Origin of the sequence: Vibrio sinaloensis (assembly GCF_000808535.1) — a bacterium.
Taxonomy (GTDB): Bacteria; Pseudomonadota; Gammaproteobacteria; order Enterobacterales; family Vibrionaceae; genus Vibrio; species Vibrio sinaloensis_D.
On record NZ_JWLV01000005.1, the window covers coordinates 65,477 to 83,253 of the forward strand.

Sequence of the window (17,777 nt, forward strand, 5' to 3'; positions counted from 1 at the left end):
TCGAGAAAAATGCAGAAAATGACCAAAAGCTCACACTGCCGTATACTGACCTCTCGAAATAGCAAAGAGAATCACCATGATCGATACCCATGCCCATATCTACGCCAGTGAATTTGACCACGATCGCGATGACGTTGTACGCCGCGCACTTGAGCAAGGGGTTGAGAAAATTCTGCTGCCCAACATCGACTTAGAGTCCGTCGAACCGATGCTGAAAACCGAAGCCGCTTATCCAGAGGTGTGTCGCTCAATGATGGGGCTTCACCCTTGCTATGTTGATGGCAACGTTAAGCAAACCTTGGACGTCATTCACTCGTGGTTTGATAAACACAATTTTATTGCTGTGGGTGAGATCGGTATCGATTTGTATTGGGACAAAACCTATAAAGCTGAGCAAGAGATGGCATTTATTACTCAGCTAAACTGGGCAAAAGAGAAGAAGCTCCCAGTCGTCATCCACACTCGCGATTCGATTGAGGAAACACTCACCTTGCTGCGTAAAGAGCAAGATGGATCACTTTCAGGCGTCTTTCACTGCTTTGGAGGAAGCGTTGAGGAAGCGAAAGCGATCAATGATCTCGGGTTTCACTTAGGGCTTGGTGGCGTATCCACCTTTAAAAACGGAGGAATGGACAAGGTGATTCCTCACCTAGACATGAATTACGTGATTTTGGAAACAGATTGTCCTTATTTGGCTCCAGTTCCACATCGTGGCAAACGAAATGAGCCCGCTTATGTTTCATTGGTTGCACAAAGAATCGCCGATCTACGTAGTTGCCCTATCAATGAAGTGACGACAGTTACCAACAAAAATGTTAACCAACTGTTTTTATTGTGAAAATCAACAATTAGAATCCGTTTAATTTCTCATGACAGTGGGATCTATGCCACACTTTAACCTTTAAAAGTAAATGCTACTGGTTTAGTATTGCGTCTCAAATATTAGAAGGCGTCTTGTATGTGCAACCACAGTAGTTACTTACAAAGACAGCACCGTACATTTTGGCAAAAGTTGCTAGGCATTAAAGAAATCTACCTATGCTCCCAATGTGGGCATATCATCAAGGTTAAGTAGTTCCTTGCGATAGTATGAGATGTATCGTTACTGTCAGAAAACAAAAAAGCTTGCCACTCGGCAAGCTTTTTTTGTTTCAGATGACAGCTAGTTTTATACGTCCTGCTGCTCTTCTTCCGTTTCATCTTTACGTACATAAAAACGGGCGAAAAACAGTCCGACCTCAAACAACAAGCACATAGGTATCGCTAACAGTGTTTGAGAGATCATATCCGGTGGTGTCAGCATCATACCGACAATAAACGCCCCGACGATTATGTACGGACGTTTCTCACTCAAACTTTTCGGGTTCGTCGCCCCTGTCCAACACAGCAAGATAATGGCAACCGGCACTTCAAAAGCGATACCAAAAGCTAAAAACAGCGCCAATACAAAGTCGAGATAACTCGAAATATCAGTCGCAAATTCCACGCCACCGAGAGAAATCGCAGTAAAGAAGCCAAATACCAGCGGGAATACCACAAAGTAGGCAAAGGCAACCCCACAATAAAACAGCAACGAGCTCGAGAACATCAATGGCATGATCAATCGGCGCTCATGCTTGTATAAACCTGGAGCGACAAACGCCCAGACTTGATACAAGATAAAGGGCACGGCGACAAAAATTGACGCGATTAAGGTCAGCTTTAGGGGAGTAAAGAAGGGAGATGCGACATCCGTGGCAATCATCGTTGCCCCTTCAGGTAGACGCTCTACCAAAGGTGCGGAGACAAATTCATAGATATCATTCGCGAAATAAATTAGCCCAATGAACACCACCAGCACCGCTAATATCGCACGGAGCAGACGATTACGGAGTTCCAATAAATGGCTGATCAAAGGCTGTGTCTGCTCTACAGAAGACATGGAGACCTCATACTATAAACGATCGAAAAGGAGCTACTGGTTAGTAGCTCCTCCTAATGCGAGACTATTCGGCTTTCTTATCTGCCTGTGGTGAGTCTGGAGTGGTTAAGCTCTCGACCGCACCTGCTGAGTCATTGGCACTTTGAACAGAGTCTTGTTTCTCGTTCAAAGTCTCAGCAGCTTGCTCTGCTGAGTCGCTTTTGCTCGCATATGGGCGTTGCACATCTTGAGCAGCTTGCTTCAACTCTTCAACTGAAGATTTGAGCTCTGGAGAGAGATCTTCCATCCCCATTTGCTCAGCTTTGCGCAGATTTTCTTGCAGCTCTTGAACTTTCAATTCATGAGAAAGTTCATCCTTCACGCTGTTTGCCATGTTTTTCGCTGCGCCAATAAATTTGGACACGCTGCGGATCGCATGAGGCAAACGCTCAGGCCCTAGAACCACAAGCCCGACGACAGATATTAATACCAGTTCCCAAAAACCGATATCAAACACGTGTTACGCCTGCTCTTTGTCTTTCTTAGTTTCAGCAGTCGCTTCTGTTTTCTGCTGTTCTACGCTCTTTTGCTGATCGACAGCTTTTGGCTCAAAGTCAGCGTCTTTCTTTGCTGTCTCATCTTCGCTCATTGCTTTCTTGAAGCCTTTCACTGCACTACCTAGATCGCCACCAATACCACGTAGCTTCTTAGTACCGAATAGTAGAACGACGATGACAGCAATAATCAGAAGTTGCCAAATACTAATACCACCCATTCTTTTTACCTCGGGTCTATAAACAAATTTATTTCAAGAGTTTAACGTCTATTGACGGTAAGCTCGCCAACTAAGCAACCAAAATGTGACACCACCTAGGGCGCTGAACATAGAAAGTTGCTCATAGGTGCTGTTGACCAATATTGCCGAGCATACGACTAATGTGGCACCAACACCAAATAAAAATTTACCTGTTGCCTGCTGACGTTTGCTTGAACGGTAGCCTTGATAGAGCTGATCCATTCGCTGGTTCATCATTTTACCTTGGCGCAAACTGTCATACAGCAACTCCGGTAGCTCCGGAAGTTTTTCCGCCCAGAACGGAGCGCGATCTTTCACCGCGTTGATCACCGCTTGCGGGCCGACTTGATTCATCATCCACTCTTCGAGAAATGGCTTAGCGGTTTCCCATAAATCAAGCTGTGGGTATAGCTGACGCCCTAACCCTTCGACATAGAGCAAGGTCTTTTGCAGCAGAACCAATTGCGGCTGAACTTCCATATTGAAGCGACGCGCCGTATTAAATAGGTTCAGCAGTACGTGACCAAACGAAATTTCACAGAGCGGCTTGGCAAAGATCGGTTCGCAAACAATTCGAATCGCGAACTCAAACTCATCGACATTGGTTTCACGTGGAACCCATCCGGACTCAACGTGCAACTCGGCCACACGGCGGTAATCACGGTTAAAGAACGCCAAGAAGTTTTCTGCTAGGTAGCGTTTATCTTCACTGTTCAATGTCCCAACGATGCCGCAATCTAAGCCAATCCAACGCGGGTTTTCAGGATGCTGCGGTTCAACAAAGACATTACCTGGGTGCATGTCAGCGTGAAAGAAGCTATCGCGAAAGACTTGAGTAAAGAAAACACTCACGCCACGCTCAGCCAACAATTTCATATTGGTGCCGTTTGCGTGTAAGCCTTCTATGTCCGAAACCTGAATGCCGTATATTCGCTCAGAAACCATGACAGTTTTATTACTGAAGTCGGTAAAAACTTCTGGAACATACAGTTCTTCACTGCCAGCAAAATTTCGGCGCAGCTGAATCGCATTAGCCGCCTCACGACGTAAGTCCAATTCATCAAGCAGCGTCTTTTCGTACTCGCGTACCACTTCAACAGGTTTTAAACGACGTGCTTCAGGAAGCGCTTTGGCGACTATACGCGCCATGCGGTACATCAGTTTTAGATCTGCATCAATGACTGGGCGAATATCGGGCCGGATGACTTTTAATACCACTTCTTGGTTAGTCGATTTGAGCTTCGCAGTGTGCACTTGAGCGATCGACGCTGAGGCAAGCGGTTCGATATCAAAATCATCAAACCAAGTCTCAAGTGGACCACCGAGTGCGAGCTCAATCTGCTCTTTCGCCAATTGGCCATCAAACGGAGACACCTGATCTTGGAGCAACGCGAGCGGGTCTGCGATATGAGGAGGAAAGAGATCGCGACGCGTCGACATCATCTGGCCAAACTTGATCCATACCGGACCAAGTTCTTGCAAAGCTAAACGCAGGCGCTCGCCAAGGTCTTTTTCTGGATGCTGATTCTTAATCCAGAACAGACTTTTGCGTGCCAGCAGTGGAGCCTTCATTAATTGATGGTCTGGCAAGAGTTCGTCCAAACCATACTCTAGCTGAACCTTGATAATTCGGTATAAGCGCTTTAACTCTGCTGGGGTCATGCGCGCTCCAACAGCTGATTCAAACGAGCTTCAACTTTTGCCGCTTGGCTTTTCACGTCATCCACTTGATCGCAAAAGTGGGCAACTTCCAATGGCGCGGGCGCGATACGCCACTCTTCGGTAAGAACCTGCCCCAAATGACGCTGATGTTTAGCGGCTTGGCTCGTCACAATCTGACCAAAACCACTGACACCTTTCACTAAGGTGTGTGCCACGACATCGCCCGTTACTCGTGACAGCCACTCTTCGATGTCTGGCTTGCAATCTGTCATCAATTGAGCAAATTTTTGCGCCAGTTGGATATCACCTTCCAGTACTAACTTGTCTTGCTTGATGAGCTTGGTGATGTTGGATTGATCACGCAGTTCAGGAAGCACCGCTAGGTTTAAGGAAAGGTAGCAGTCAGGCTCACCTTCATAGTTGGCCAAGACATCGATTTGCTGACTAAAAACAAAGGTCAATGTCTTGTTGATTTCTTTGAGATGAACTTGAATCACTTGACCTTTAAGGCGGCCAAGACGACGACCCAGCTCCGGGTCATCGTTGATGAGGGTATTCAGTGAAGTTTCTATCACTGCCGTAATGAGAGGTTCAAATGGCATAGTGCGTGACCTTAGAACTTGTAGCCGCGATGAAGCGCAACGATACCACCCGTCAAGTTATAGTAGCTGGTGTTATCGAAACCGGCGTCATTCATCATGCCTTTAAGCGTTTCTTGATCTGGGTGCATACGGATCGACTCAGCAAGGTAACGGTAACTTTCTGAATCATTGGCCACCAACTCTCCCATTTTAGGTAGCAAGTGGAATGAGTACGCATCATAGACTTTTGATAGCGGCTCTAAGACGGGTTTAGAAAACTCAAGCACCAATAGACGACCACCAGGCTTAAGAACGCGATACATAGAACGAAGTGCTTGGTCTTTGTCGGTTACGTTACGTAAACAGAAGCTGATGGTGATCGCATCAAAATAGTCATCTGGAAACGGCAGCTCTTCCGCATTCGCTTGTACATAGTGCACGTTACCAACAACACCAATGTCGCGCAGTTTATCGCGGCCAACATTGAGCATAGAGTTGTTGATATCCGCCAAAATAACATGGCCTTTCTCACCGACAATACGTGAAAACTTAGCCGTCAAATCACCGGTACCGCCACCAAGGTCAAGGACGCGGTGGCCTGGTCGCACACCACTACAATCGATGGTAAAGCGCTTCCAAAGACGATGAATACCACCCGACATCAAATCATTCATGATGTCGTATTTAGCTGCAACAGAGTGAAAAACTTCTGCTACTTTTTCAACTTTTTGTTCTTTTGCCACGGTGGTGAAACCAAAGTGGGTAGTTTCACTCGATTCTAACGCTGGGTTTGATTGCACGCTTGTATCCGTCATGATGATTCCTCTTCGAGCAATGCTGATTATTAATTACGACCTGAGCACTGCGGGCGATTAGTTTACTTTATCCTCATCCGGATGTCTTTGTACGATAGAATCATTTTCATTCAATGCACGATTTTCTGTGAGCCCTTCATATTGAGCCATTTGAGTGAACGCGCTAGAGATCGGTTTTTTGACCTCCACCCCTAACTGTTTGAAGCTTTCCGCTTGGCGAATGACGTTTCCGCGCCCGGTAGCCAATTTGTTCATCGCACCTTGATAGTTCTGGTTGGCTCGATCAAGCGCGCCGCCCAAGCTCTCCATATCGTCAACAAATAATCGCAGTTTGTCGTACAGTTTGCTGGCTCGCTCAGCAATCACTTGCGCGTTTTGATTTTGTCGCTCATTGCGCCACAAGTTATCAATGGTTCGAAGCGCCACCAGCAAGGTGGTCGGGCTGACCAAAATAATGTTGTGCTCCATTGCCTCTTTAACCAAGCTTGGGTCCGCTTGAATGGCGATTTGAAAAGCGGGCTCGACAGGGATAAACATCAGCACGTAGTCGAGACTCTGAATGCCTTTCAACTGGTGATAGTCCTTGTTCGATAACCCCTTGATATGCGCTCTCAATGCAAGTAAGTGGTCACTTAGGGCTTTATCTCGCTGAGCATCGGTTTCTGCATTAAAGTAACGCTCGTAAGCCACGAGCGCCATTTTAGAGTCAACAACCACCTGCTTATCTTGCGGTAAGTGAACAATCACATCCGGCTGATAACGTTTACCCGCTTCATTTTGCAAGCTAACCTGAGTTTGATATTCATGCCCTTCTCGCAAGCCTGATTCGGCAAGCACACGCGCTAGCACAACCTCTCCCCAGTTGCCTTGCTGTTTGTTGTCCCCTTTCAGAGCCTGAGTGAGGTTTACTGCCTCTCGGGTCATTTGTTCGTTCAAACGTTGCAGGTTTTTCAGCTCATGCACCAGGGTATGACGCTCTTTGGCTTCGACCGTAAAGCTGTCGTTGACTTGGCGTTTAAAGCCTTCCAGCTGCTCTTTCAATGGTGAGAGCAAGCCTTCTAAACTTTGGCGATTTTGTTGGTCTACTTTGGCGGTTTTTTCTTCAAACAGTTGGTTAGCAAGGTGTTCAAACTGTTGCTTCAGGCGTACTTCCGCTTGCTCGAGTAATTGCAGTTTCTCTTGATTGGCTTTGTTTTCTTGTTCATGGCGGGCTTGCTGCTCGCGAAGCTGAGCATCAAGTTGTGACTTCTGCTCTCTTGCGATGTTTAGGTCGTCAGCGTATTGCTGACGTTCTTGTTTCACAGCGTCAAAGTAACGCAGCTTTTCCATCACCGCCATCAACTTACCGTGTGCTTGTTTCAGCTCATAAGCGGCTTTGTCTCTTTCGCTGTCTAGTTCGTCCAACTCTTGCTGGCATTGTTCGAGCTCTCGCTGCAACTGTTGGATCTGGCTGTTGGCAAGTTGTTGATTGGATTCTAGTTGCTGCTCAGTGAGTTGTTGCTGAAACTGCATTTTTTGTTTTACCCACCAACCGACAACAAAACCACCGACAACGGCGCTGGTGATGGATGACATCAATAAAGTTTGATTCTCTAGAATCCATTGCATAGTAAAGGCTTAACTCGTGTTTATCGTCTTCACTCAATGGTATTTTAGCACTGGATAAATGTCCAGTTTGTCGGCCAGTTATCGAACAGCTAGACTAGGCGCTTCATACCCTCAGCCATACCAACAACCAGCGCAATATCACTGCTGGTTTGTGAAAGGAACATCATGAACGAGCGCCGCGCTTTAGGATTAGGTTTATCTGCTGTACTACTCTGGTCAACAGTAGCGACTGCTTTTAAGCTCACGTTAGCCGAATTCACCCCGATTCAGATGTTAACCGTGGCGAGTATTGTCTCGGCACTGGCGCTGATGATTATCTGCGCGGCCACCGGTAAGCTAAAGCAATTACCCCGCACGTTTCTATCTAACCCTTGGTACTACCTGCTACTTGGTGTCATCAACCCGCTGGCTTACTACATCATATTGTTCAAAGCCTACGATCTTCTGCCTGCCTCACAAGCGCAAGCCATCAACTACAGCTGGGCGATCACCTTAACCTTAATGGCAGCGGTTTTCTTAGGGCAAAAGATTCGCAAACAGGATTGGGTCGCTTGTACGTTCAGCTATCTGGGCGTGATCGTTATCGCGACCAAAGGGGATGTGCTAGGTCTTAATTTTGACAGCCCATTAGGTGTTGGACTCGCGTTGCTATCTACGCTGCTTTGGGCTGGTTATTGGATCTTAAACGCGAAGAACAAAGCCGATCCGGTTGTTGGTGTGTTGCTTGGCTTTTTGGTAGCCATTCCTTTCGCTATTGGCTTAACACTCTACGAAGGCGCAAGTTTTAGTCACATCACCAACAAAGGTTGGCTTGCGGTTACGTACGTCGGCTTGTTTGAAATGGGGGTGACGTTCGTCCTTTGGCTAAGTGCTCTAAAGGCCACGCAGAATACGGCGCGTATCAGTAACCTCATTTTTGCATCGCCCTTCATTTCGTTAATGCTGTTGGCTTCGATTATTGGTGAGGAAATCCACCCAGCAACGCTATTTGGACTGGTGCTGATTATCACAGGCTTGGTGATCCAGCAGATCAAAATCGGCAAAAAAGATCGCGCTCAAAACGACCACTCTAACGCACACAATAGCTAGAAAAGTTGATACGCCAGTTCACTGCCCTGACCGCGAACGGCATCAATACTCGCCGCAAGCGTTGGAGAGACATGCAGTGCTATCGCAGCTTTGCTCGTTGTCAGGTAGTGCTGCTTCTCTTGCTCATCAAGCATGTTGTCCCAACGTTGGTGAATGTCTCGCGCTAAGTAGAGTAAACATGCCAAACGTTTCGACTCTACCGCCTTCGCTGGGTGGTTAACATTGGCGATGGCATCCACCAGCTCGTTGGGGAATTGCCAGCTTTCTGCAAGCACGGCGCCCAGTTGCTGCGCGTCCGTACCTAATACTTCACGTTGAACCTGCGCGGCATTTTCCCCATTCCACACTCTTTGCTGAATATCGACGGCTTTTTCTGGCTCCAAGGCATGAATCATCAGCTCGCCAATGTTGTGCAATATCCCTGTGGTAAACGCTTCATTCGGGTCCAGTTTGATATCTTTGGCAATGGTGCTGGCAATTGTCGCCACTTCAAAGGTACCAGCCCAATAATCTTTGATATTGAGGGTTTCGAGCTTAGGGAAGGTTGTCGCGAGAATCGAGGAAGAGATGAGATTACGAATGGCGCCAATCCCAATTCGAACAATGGCGTCATTGATGTTGGCGATGCCTTTCACGCCGCCAAACTGTGCGGAGTTCGCCATCCTCAACACACGAGCCAACAACACCTGATCCATCGACATTTTGCGCGCTAACTCGCCAAAGTCGATCGTCTCTCGATTGACCATTTCGAGTAACTCTTGCAGGACGCTTTCAATTCTGGGTAGTTCGTTAATACGGGAAATTAACGCTTCTTGACTCATAGGATTCACTCCTTTGACCACACTGCTATCTCACTAACTAAGTGTAGTACTAAAGAGTGAATTCTCAGTAATTATTCGTGTGACTTTACACCCACTGGCCAGCTACGAAACCTGAACTCCAGCACCACTGGAAGTTATAACCTCCCAGCCAACCGGTTACGTCCATCACCTCACCGATGAAGTACAGCCCTTTAACTTGCTTACACTCCATGGTCTTTGAAGAGATATGATCGGTATTCACACCACCTAACGTCACCTCGGCGGTGCGGTAACCTTCAGTACCATTCGGCACAATCTGCCATTGCTGTAAGGTTTGGCTGATCGCTTTAAGTTGATTCACACCAAACTGCTTGAGTGGCTTATCTTCTAGTACTTTGCGTTCTATCAGTACCTCAACCAATCGCTTCGGCAAGACTTTAGCCAACGTGTTCTTCAAACTTTGATTCGGATGTTTTTCCAAGTTTTGACTGAGTAACTCATCCATATCAACATCAGGCACGAGGTTGATGGTCACCGTCTCACCCGGCTTCCAGTACGAAGATATCTGCAAAACAGAAGGGCCTGATAAACCACGGTGAGTAAACAACAGAGCCTCTTTAAAGACGGTGTTGTTTTCTGCTGTCAATTCGACCGGAATCGCGATGCCGGACAATTCAGCAAAATCTTCTTTGTCTTCTTTGTGCAAGGTAAACGGCACCAAGCCGGCCGTTGTTGGGACGATCGACAATCCAAACTGCTCGGCAATCTTATAGCCAAATGGGGTCGCACCTAGCTTGGGCATGGATAAGCCACCCGTAGCGACAACCAGTGACTGACACTCTATCACGCTGGTGTTGGCGTGCAGCTCAAAGCCTGACTCTGTCTGTTCGATATGGTGAATATCTTGCTGGTAGCGCTGCTCTACCGATGATAACTGACACTCCGCAAGCAGCATCTTCACGATGTCTTTTGAGTTGTAATCGCCCACGCAAAATAGCTGGCCATGATCGCGCTCTTCAAACTCGATGCCATGTTTGTAGATCATCGAGATAAAGTCCCAGTTGGTGTATTGAGCCAACGCGGATTTTACGAAGTGTGGGTTTTGACAAAGGTAGTGTTTAGCCGTGACATCGTAGTTGGTGAAATTACAACGGCCGCCACCCGCAATTAGGATTTTGCGACCGGGCTTTTTGGCGTGGTCGAGCAGCAGCACACTGCGCCCTCGTTTACCTGCTTCTGCAGCGCACATTAAACCGGCCGCACCCGCACCAATAATGACCACATCAAACTTTTCCGCCATGATACCCACTCAATCAAAGACCAATAAAAAAGGATGTGCACGATGCACATCCTTAGCAATTTAGGTCCGCTATTCTAGCGGTATTCGTGTTGCTTGCCAAATCATCAACGCTTAGAGAATGAACGCCGCAAGTAACGTAACACCTAGCAGGGACGTCGACAAAATAAACAACTCTCTGACTCGCTCACATTTACCCGTAAATACCTCATCATGATGATGGTGATACTCTTTGCTTTTTAGGTAGTGATAGAGACGCACTTGCTTGGTGACATTACCGTGCGTGGTGAAGAAACCGTTGCCATCAACTTGCTGATATAACAGCGGATGGGCTTCACGCATGATGTAAATAAGAGAACGGAGCGCAGTGAGGTATCTGGCTAAATTGACGAGAGTCACCAACATTAGCGTGAATAGAATTGTGTCTGCATTGATCATCTTTTCCTCCCTACATCTTCTCAGAATGCCCAGAAGAAAAAGACGACCTTTACAACGTCTTTCGCTGAAAGTTATTCAGCAGAGGCATCCATGATAGAAGATGAGCCTTCTTTAGCTAGAGCGGCTAGATCTTTGTCGATAAAGAATAGCGCTTTACCATCTTCACCAACGAGTTCTAGCTTATCTAAAATCCCTTTAAATAACTTCTCTTCCTCGTGCTGCTCAGCAACGTACCACTGTAAGAAGTTGAAAGTTGAGTAGTCTTGAGACGTAAATGCCACGTGAGCGAGCTTGTTAATCTTCTGAGTGATCATTTGCTCATGCTCGAACGTTTCACGAAATACTTCGCCAAGGCTTGAGAACTCATGCTTAGGTGCATCAATCGCACCTAAGATTGGCATCGCGCCTGTCTCACTTACATACGTAAATAGACGTTGCATGTGCTCCATCTCTTCTACGGCATGTGCGCGTAAAAATTCAGCCGCGCCTTCAAAACCTTTGTCTTCGCACCAAGCACTCATTTGTAAGTATAGATTGGATGAGAAAAATTCGAGATTAATTTGCTCATTCAATTGTTCAACCATTGCTTGTGAAAGCATCTGCTTCTCCTACTAAGTCTATGAACTGTAAATGACTATAACATGTTTGTTACTTTAACACTTTGACGTATGAATGTGGATCTGAGATCACTACAACAAAACTTATTGGTTGGGGGTGCTAATCTTTAAACAGACACCTAAAGGAGATAGCACTATGAGTTATCAACATATTTTGGTTGCCGTCGACCTCTCTGAAGACAGCAAACTTTTGATTGAAAAAGCCGTTTCTCTTGCCAAACCACTTGAAGCTGCCGTGTCGTTTGTGCATATCGATGTCAACTATGCTGAGCTCTACACTGGGCTGATTGATATCAACCTAGCTGAAACCCAGCATCAAGCAGTACAAGCGTCTCAAGCGCAACTTCAAGAGTTTGCCGATCACGCCAATTACCCCATCAAACATACGCTAGTGGGCAGTGGTGATTTGGGTAATGAACTGTGTGAAACCATTCAAGAGTTCAACATTGATCTGGTGGTATGTGGTCATCACCAAGATTTTTGGAGTAAGTTGCTTTCCTCTACCCGACAATTAATCAATTGCTCTCCTGTCGATATGTTGGTCGTGCCACTTAAAGACTGATCGAGAGGAAAATTTCCGCTAGACTGCAGAGCATTTATTGATAATGAGTATTAGTTATGGGTTATCTCTCTGCCGTCACCCTTTTATGGGCTTTCTCGTTTAGCTTGATCGGCGTTTACCTCGCCGGTCAGGTTGACTCTTGGTTCTCGGTCTTTATCCGTGTCGCACTCGCCAGCCTAGTGTTCTTACCTTTCCTACGTTTTAAAGGTATCGACCGTGGGCTCATTGCGAAACTGATGACCGTTGGTGGTTTTCAGCTTGGCTTGATGTACTGCTTCTACTACCAATCTTTCTTACTGCTTTCCGTTCCAGAAGTCCTTTTGTTTACCGTCTTCACGCCAATCTATGTCACCTTGATTTACGATCTTTTAAAAGGACGATTTTCACCATGGTATTTAGTGACTGCGATAATTGCCGTGGCGGGCGCAGCTTTCATTAAGTTTGCTGGAATCAATGAAAACTTCGTGCTGGGCTTCTTAGTGGTTCAAGGGGCGAACCTGTGCTTCGCCATTGGCCAAGTGGGCTACAAATACATTATGGAGAAAAGCCCTGTTGACCTGCCACAACATACGGTGTTTGGCTATTTCTACCTTGGTGCGCTCTGCGTCGCAACGATCGCCTTTGCCTTGATGGGCAACCTAGATAAGCTACCAACCACTCAAACACAGTGGGGAATCTTGATCTACTTGGGCTTGATCGCGTCAGGCTTGGGGTACTTTGCGTGGAACAAAGGCGCCACCATGGTTAATGCAGGGGCACTGGCAGTCATGAACAATGCACTGGTTCCTGCAGGCTTAATCGTGAATATTCTGATCTGGAATCGAGATGTCGACCTAGTTCGACTCACCATTGGCGGCGCGATCATCATGTTATCGTTGTGGGTCAACGAAACCTGGGTCAAAAGAAAGGTTGAACAAAGCTATCAATCGGCATAAACAAAAACGCTCTCCTAATCGAGAGCGTTTTTTATTGTTAATGCACCGCAGCGTCGGTCTGTGCTGCAACCAGTTCTGGAATAATCAAAGGTGTTTGGCGCTCGACTTGAGCTTCAAGTTTGTGCTGCTTCTTAAGCAATTTGCGTTGCTTCTTCGCCAACTTGAGGAGCTTCTTCTGCTGCTTATAGTGTTTTTTAAGCGCCTTCTTCGCCGCTTTAATTGATGTACTACTTGAGATATCGACCACCGACTCTGTGGTCAGTGACGGCTTGTGAGTCGCCTTTGTTGCCGCTTTTTGCTTAACTTTATCAATCACACGTCTAACGGCCTGTGCTTTCTTGGCATCAACGACATCTGCGCGATCTTGTGTTGGCAACGCTTCTGCAAGTAAGCCGCAAGCTCTTTGTTGCTCTATCGGCTTATCTTGGCACTTTTGAGGAGGAATCGCGGCAGGCTTACACAAAGAGCCTTGTGAAGAAGACGAACGCGCACACGAGCGGCAGACAAACTTAGGTTCAATCACCAAACGATGAATGTCCCCTAGGTTTTCAGCGATCTGCTTACGATTCATCTTACAAAGACGTTTAGCCATGCTACTACTCCAGCTAAGAATACGAATAATTCTTAGTAAGATATACCTACATGACGGTTAATTAGCAAGCACTAAATGAAGATTTAATCGGCTTTGGGCACTAAGTCATTGATGCTTTGACATAAACATCAAAACGATTTTTTTTCGTTTCAATCGCCATAGCTGGGCGCTGTTCATCAAGCCAGTTTGCGTAGTCAGGACGCTTCACCACCACTCGCTTCGTTGCCAGTTCAAGTGCTGGTGCCAATAGACCATCCGCATCCAAGTCCGCGCCGACTAAAGATTGAAATACTCGCATCTCTTTCTTCACTAACGCACTTTTCTTTTTGTTCTCAGGGTGAGGGTACATTGGATCCAAGTAGACGACATCGGGTCTAACAAAGGACTCGTCGTTCACAAGGTCTTGCAACGCAGTGTGGCTAGAGGCATGGATCAAAGACATACGCTCACCCACCCAGGTACCGATCTCTGGATCTTGCTGAGCACGAGTCAGCCCATCATCAAGCAAAGCAGCAACCACAGGGTGACGCTCAACCATTTGTACTTTGCACCCTAGCGAAGCCAATACAAAGGCATCGCGCCCAAGCCCCGCCGTGCCGTCCAATACATGAGGGGTCGCCCCTTTGTTGAGCCCCGCCGCCTTCGCAATAGCTTGCCCCTTACCACCCCCGAACTTGCGTCGATGACCTACCGCACCGCCAATCAAGTCAACGTAAATGGCGCCTAGCTTAGGCTCGTCGACTTTGCGCAGCTCAAGACGCTCTGCGGTAAGCACTAAAGCAAACTGGCTTTGTGGGTTGTGCTCTAATCCCCAACGCTGAGCGATGCGCTCAAGCTGTTCATTCTGGTCTGGAGATTGACAAATAAGTTGTAACTGCACATTAGGCTCCGATTCGAGGGGCAATAAAACTGGCGCAAGTGTAATGGATTTTAAGATTGGGCACTAACCCTATTCTCATCAATCAACTCCTCCACCAGCGTCGGAAGGGGTTTAGGTTTTCCGATAATGTAACCTTGCGCGTAATCCACGCCAAGCTCCATCAATTGGTCAATAATGCGCGTGTTCTCGACAAATTCAGCCACGGTTCGCTTACCCATTTGTTTCGCCAAATCATTGATTGAACGCACCATCAAATGGTCCATCTCATTGACATCGATATCGCGAACAAAGATGCCGTCTATTTTCACAATATCGACAGGCAGTTTTTTCAGGTAGCCAAACGAAGAGAGTCCTGAGCCAAAGTCATCCAAAGCGATCAAACACCCCAGTGCCTTTAACTGGCTAAAGAATTCGATGGCTTGCTTCATGTTGCTCATGGCCGCCGTTTCGGTAATTTCTAAGCAGACCTTGTTACACGGCACCGCGCTCTCTTGTAGCTTGTTGAGCAAAAACTGGATGAACTCTTGATTACCCATGGAATGACCAGACAGGTTGATCGCAACCTGACTGAGATTTTCCAGTGCAGCAGGATTCGCGCTAAACCAATCCAAGGTTTGGCTTACCACTTCTCGGTCGATCAAATGCGCAATGTTGTAGCGCTCAGATGCAGGCATAAAGATACCCGGTGAGATGTAACCACCATTCACATCACGAATCCTAACCAAGATTTCAAAGTGCATGCCTTTATCATCGTTGTCTAAGGCAATAATGCGCTGGGCGAACAGTTCAATGCGTTGGTTAGCAAGAGCATCATGTACTAAGTTCACGCTCTCCATTTCTTGCTCACGGCGACGCAGCTCTTGATCATCAAGGCAGTATAAGCTGTAACGATTACGCCCTTCCTCCTTCGCGACATGACACGCGGTATCCGCTTGTGCATGGACCATTTGCGGTGAAGAGGCAGTATGGTCAATCAATCGAATACCGATGGAACAGTTGAGGCTTAATCGGATGTCTTGCCAGACGAAAGGGTGCTCACCCAGATTATCGATGATCATTTTCGCCAGTTTCTTCGCGTCTAACTCGGTACAATCTTTGAGAAGAATGGCGAACTCATCGCCTCCCATCCGCGCTAAGACCGTGTTGTAAGGCAAGACTTCTTCCAGCGTTCGCGCACAGAATTTGATCGCTTCGTCCCCTGCTTCATGACCTGCGGTGTCATTTAATACCTTAAGCTGGTCAAGATCGAGATACAGCATTGCGTGAGTGCGCGTATAGCTTTCCACTTCCTGAAGTGCTTTGGTGAGCTCTTTTTCGAAAAAGTTGCGACTAAACGTGCCGGTTAAAAGGTCATGCCTGGCTTGATACGCCAATTGATCGGACAGTTTGCGCGTCTCGGTGATGTCCTCTCCGACAATGAGTAAATGCCCCGACTCGACCAAAGGGCGGATATTTTCGCGAATCCACAACACTTGTCCGTCAGCATGGCGATACTCAATCTCACGTCGCCAGACCCCTTTCATAACTTGTTTAGGTTGCAGCAGTACCTGACGCGGAATAAGCGCATCCTCATGCAGATAAAACTCTCTCAAGCGATGACCTAAAATTTGGTCTGGCGTGTAACCAAGCAACTGTTCAGCAAATTGGTTCACTTGTTGGATACGGTTTTGGTCATCGAGCGTCACCATCATCACCGGCTGTTGGTCGTAATAGTGACTCAAGTTAGCCTCACGTTGGTACAATCGCTCTTCGGTAATTTTCCGAGTAGTGATGTCTTTGGCTTCAAGTAAGTAGCGCGCGGACTCTACGCCTGACGGGATCGGTTTGAGAGAGACTTCAAGAACTAACGCGCCCAACTCTTCATGCCAGATTTCTGCCTCAAATTGGGTTACCGTCTCGGCTTGCTGATCATCTAAGAAACGTTTGAACTGGGCGACGGCGTCTTCTTGCCAGTAACGATGTTGCCAAATGGGCAAGTTTTGGCTGAAATCCTGACTGTAGAGCAACTCTTGCAACTTACGATTGCTCGACGTCACGCCTCCCTTTGAATCGAGCACACCAATAAAGTGGTAGCTTTGGTCAAACACCATTTCAGTCAGCATTTGGCTTTCCGTCGCCAACTGTTCACTGCGCTTTAATCGGCTCAGGTAGTACACCAACACCAAAATGATGATAAGTAAAACAGAAACCAGACTGGCTGCTAGATTAAGTTCACTTTGGTAGCGATCGGCAAACGATTGAGGTTTATTAAAAAACATCGACGCCGCCACATCTTCTGCCCCAAGTCCCCATTTCTTTACAGCAACGTAATCTAACTTGATCTCTGGCGTACCAACTCGAACCTTAGGCAATTCTCCGCGCTCAATAATTTCTCTGAGCATTTCCCCTGTTTGCAACCCATGGACCAAACCACTTTGTATGACACCGCCGACCGCACCATAACCTAGCCCGAGATCATGAACCATATAAACGGGTGCAGCTGAACGTAGATTCAGTTCTTTCCAAAGTTGCTTGTCGGAAATCACGTGGCCATTTTTGTCACGGTAGTAGACCCAAAACAGTGCGGCACTCTTTGCGTTTAGCTCGCTAAGCGTATCGAGTAATTGATCGTAACTTTCTGGGACCAGCTGAGTAATTTTGTTGCGGTAATTAGGGTAAGTATCAATGAACTTTCCCACTTGTTGTCTCACCGCCTCTCCTGTTACGGAATGATCGCTGATCACATAAATCGACTCGACATTAGGTTGCAGACGCTCAATAAGCGAAATGTTGCTGTAGAGGTCAATGTCTTCAATCAGCCCCGTTGCGGTTAAATTACTATGCAGACTAGGGTCATAGTTGTTGATACCGCCAAAGACTACTGGCGTACTACCCAGCTGTTCACCCAAACGATTCATAAGGTTGAGCGCATTGTTATCGCTTACCACAACCGCTTGAAACTGTTCTTGGCCAAATTTGGTGATATACAGATCAAGCAGCAAGTCGAGGTACTCTTGGCTTTGATTACGTTTGGTATCGAGGTAGACGACTCGGGTGGAAATCCCTGAATCTTTTAGAGCGTTCTCTAGACCTTCTTGAAAACTGTCGGTCCAGAAAAATCCTTGATGGTATGAGTGAACGACCAGTACGTCAGTGTCTTTCGCATAAATCGAAGAAGATAGAAATACCGCTAGAAGAATCAGACTAAAGCGCACTAAAATAGCTC

18 protein-coding genes are annotated in these 17,777 nt (G+C 46.9%); 4 read left to right on the forward strand and 14 right to left on the reverse strand.

Annotated features, from left to right (window positions below; translation table 11 throughout):
- The first annotated feature begins 76 nt into the window (after positions 1-76).
- Complete coding sequence (locus RJ47_RS04520) at positions 77-838, forward strand: TatD family hydrolase (RefSeq protein ID WP_039481876.1); 762 nt, start codon at positions 77-79, stop codon at positions 836-838.
- 330 nt (positions 839-1,168) lie between these two features.
- Here RJ47_RS04520 and tatC read toward each other — a convergent pair whose 3' ends face one another.
- The 7 genes from tatC to rmuC all read right to left on the reverse strand — a co-directional run bounded on the left by tatC (position 1,169) and on the right by rmuC (position 7,362).
- Positions 1,169-1,921 carry a twin-arginine translocase subunit TatC gene (gene tatC, locus RJ47_RS04525; protein WP_038139817.1) on the reverse strand — a complete coding sequence of 251 codons (753 nt, stop codon included), beginning with the start codon at positions 1,919-1,921 and terminating at the stop codon, positions 1,169-1,171.
- 64 nt (positions 1,922-1,985) lie between these two features.
- Complete coding sequence (tatB, locus tag RJ47_RS04530; protein WP_005474370.1) at positions 1,986-2,417, reverse strand: Sec-independent protein translocase protein TatB; 432 nt, start codon at positions 2,415-2,417, stop codon at positions 1,986-1,988.
- Between the two features lie 3 nt (positions 2,418-2,420).
- A complete protein-coding gene (gene tatA / locus RJ47_RS04535) occupies positions 2,421-2,675 on the reverse strand; it encodes a Sec-independent protein translocase subunit TatA (RefSeq protein WP_005474461.1) in 255 nt (84 codons plus the stop codon).
- Positions 2,676-2,723: 48 nt separating this feature from the next.
- Positions 2,724-4,358: a ubiquinone biosynthesis regulatory protein kinase UbiB gene (gene ubiB, locus RJ47_RS04540; protein ID WP_005474418.1), complete on the reverse strand. Its 1,635-nt coding sequence runs from the start codon at positions 4,356-4,358 to the stop codon at positions 2,724-2,726.
- Complete coding sequence (locus RJ47_RS04545) at positions 4,355-4,960, reverse strand: ubiquinone biosynthesis accessory factor UbiJ (protein ID WP_038139821.1); 606 nt, start codon at positions 4,958-4,960, stop codon at positions 4,355-4,357. Before RJ47_RS04545 ends, ubiB begins: the two co-directional genes overlap by 4 nt.
- Before the next feature lie 11 nt (positions 4,961-4,971).
- Positions 4,972-5,754: a bifunctional demethylmenaquinone methyltransferase/2-methoxy-6-polyprenyl-1,4-benzoquinol methylase UbiE gene (gene ubiE / locus RJ47_RS04550; protein WP_038139823.1), complete on the reverse strand. Its 783-nt coding sequence runs from the start codon at positions 5,752-5,754 to the stop codon at positions 4,972-4,974.
- 57 nt (positions 5,755-5,811) lie between these two features.
- Positions 5,812-7,362, reverse strand: a complete 1,551-nt coding sequence (gene rmuC, locus RJ47_RS04555) for a DNA recombination protein RmuC (protein ID WP_039481881.1) — start codon at positions 7,360-7,362, stop codon at positions 5,812-5,814.
- 165 nt (positions 7,363-7,527) lie between these two features.
- Between rmuC and RJ47_RS04560 the strand changes: the two genes are divergently transcribed.
- A complete protein-coding gene (locus RJ47_RS04560; RefSeq protein ID WP_039481883.1) occupies positions 7,528-8,451 on the forward strand; it encodes a DMT family transporter in 924 nt (307 codons plus the stop codon).
- Here the strand turns inward: RJ47_RS04560 and RJ47_RS04565 are convergent.
- From RJ47_RS04565 to ftnA, 4 genes are all read right to left on the reverse strand, one after another.
- Positions 8,448-9,272, reverse strand: a complete 825-nt coding sequence (locus tag RJ47_RS04565; protein ID WP_038192474.1) for an HDOD domain-containing protein — start codon at positions 9,270-9,272, stop codon at positions 8,448-8,450. The two genes, RJ47_RS04560 and RJ47_RS04565, sit on opposite strands and share 4 nt — an antisense overlap.
- 85 nt (positions 9,273-9,357) lie before the next feature.
- On the reverse strand, positions 9,358-10,551 hold the full coding sequence (locus RJ47_RS04570; RefSeq protein WP_039481887.1) for an NAD(P)/FAD-dependent oxidoreductase: 1,194 nt from the start codon (positions 10,549-10,551) through the stop codon (positions 9,358-9,360).
- Between the two features lie 111 nt (positions 10,552-10,662).
- Positions 10,663-10,986, reverse strand: a complete 324-nt coding sequence (uspB, locus tag RJ47_RS04575) for a universal stress protein UspB (protein WP_005474468.1) — start codon at positions 10,984-10,986, stop codon at positions 10,663-10,665.
- A 71-nt stretch (positions 10,987-11,057) separates the two neighbouring features.
- Positions 11,058-11,585, reverse strand: a complete 528-nt coding sequence (gene ftnA, locus RJ47_RS04580) for a non-heme ferritin (RefSeq protein ID WP_005474447.1) — start codon at positions 11,583-11,585, stop codon at positions 11,058-11,060.
- 154 nt (positions 11,586-11,739) lie between these two features.
- On the opposite strand from ftnA, the gene uspA reads away from it, so the two are divergent.
- Both uspA and RJ47_RS04590 read left to right on the forward strand, forming a co-directional pair.
- Positions 11,740-12,165: a universal stress protein UspA gene (gene uspA / locus RJ47_RS04585; protein ID WP_005474439.1), complete on the forward strand. Its 426-nt coding sequence runs from the start codon at positions 11,740-11,742 to the stop codon at positions 12,163-12,165.
- 56 nt (positions 12,166-12,221) lie between these two features.
- Positions 12,222-13,100 (forward strand): carboxylate/amino acid/amine transporter, encoded by an 879-nt coding sequence (locus RJ47_RS04590; RefSeq protein ID WP_005474381.1) that lies wholly within the window; start codon positions 12,222-12,224, stop codon positions 13,098-13,100.
- Positions 13,101-13,137: 37 nt separating this feature from the next.
- On the opposite strand, the gene RJ47_RS04595 is transcribed toward RJ47_RS04590, so the two are convergent.
- From RJ47_RS04595 to RJ47_RS04605, 3 genes are all read right to left on the reverse strand, one after another.
- Complete coding sequence (locus tag RJ47_RS04595) at positions 13,138-13,692, reverse strand: hypothetical protein (protein ID WP_039481890.1); 555 nt, start codon at positions 13,690-13,692, stop codon at positions 13,138-13,140.
- Between the two features lie 100 nt (positions 13,693-13,792).
- Positions 13,793-14,572: a class I SAM-dependent methyltransferase gene (locus RJ47_RS04600; protein ID WP_039481892.1), complete on the reverse strand. Its 780-nt coding sequence runs from the start codon at positions 14,570-14,572 to the stop codon at positions 13,793-13,795.
- 50 nt (positions 14,573-14,622) lie between these two features.
- Complete coding sequence (locus RJ47_RS04605) at positions 14,623-17,766, reverse strand: EAL domain-containing protein (RefSeq protein WP_039481895.1); 3,144 nt, start codon at positions 17,764-17,766, stop codon at positions 14,623-14,625.
- Between the last annotated feature and the right edge of the window lie 11 nt (positions 17,767-17,777).

Bases quoted from the DNA above. Each gene is read 5' to 3' on its own strand.
- RJ47_RS04520 (WP_039481876.1), top strand. From the start codon at position 77: ATGATCGATACCCATGCCCATATCTACGCCAGTGAATTTGACCACGAT.
- tatC (WP_038139817.1), bottom strand. From the start codon at position 1,921: ATGTCTTCTGTAGAGCAGACACAGCCTTTGATCAGCCATTTATTGGAA.
- tatA (WP_005474461.1), bottom strand. From the start codon at position 2,675: ATGGGTGGTATTAGTATTTGGCAACTTCTGATTATTGCTGTCATCGTC.
- ubiB (WP_005474418.1), bottom strand. From the start codon at position 4,358: ATGACCCCAGCAGAGTTAAAGCGCTTATACCGAATTATCAAGGTTCAG.
- RJ47_RS04545 (WP_038139821.1), bottom strand. From the start codon at position 4,960: ATGCCATTTGAACCTCTCATTACGGCAGTGATAGAAACTTCACTGAAT.
- ubiE (WP_038139823.1), bottom strand. From the start codon at position 5,754: ATGACGGATACAAGCGTGCAATCAAACCCAGCGTTAGAATCGAGTGAA.
- rmuC (WP_039481881.1), bottom strand. From the start codon at position 7,362: ATGCAATGGATTCTAGAGAATCAAACTTTATTGATGTCATCCATCACC.
- RJ47_RS04560 (WP_039481883.1), top strand. From the start codon at position 7,528: ATGAACGAGCGCCGCGCTTTAGGATTAGGTTTATCTGCTGTACTACTC.
- RJ47_RS04565 (WP_038192474.1), bottom strand. From the start codon at position 9,272: ATGAGTCAAGAAGCGTTAATTTCCCGTATTAACGAACTACCCAGAATT.
- RJ47_RS04570 (WP_039481887.1), bottom strand. From the start codon at position 10,551: ATGGCGGAAAAGTTTGATGTGGTCATTATTGGTGCGGGTGCGGCCGGT.
- uspB (WP_005474468.1), bottom strand. From the start codon at position 10,986: ATGATCAATGCAGACACAATTCTATTCACGCTAATGTTGGTGACTCTC.
- ftnA (WP_005474447.1), bottom strand. From the start codon at position 11,585: ATGCTTTCACAAGCAATGGTTGAACAATTGAATGAGCAAATTAATCTC.
- uspA (WP_005474439.1), top strand. From the start codon at position 11,740: ATGAGTTATCAACATATTTTGGTTGCCGTCGACCTCTCTGAAGACAGC.
- RJ47_RS04590 (WP_005474381.1), top strand. From the start codon at position 12,222: ATGGGTTATCTCTCTGCCGTCACCCTTTTATGGGCTTTCTCGTTTAGC.
- RJ47_RS04595 (WP_039481890.1), bottom strand. From the start codon at position 13,692: ATGGCTAAACGTCTTTGTAAGATGAATCGTAAGCAGATCGCTGAAAAC.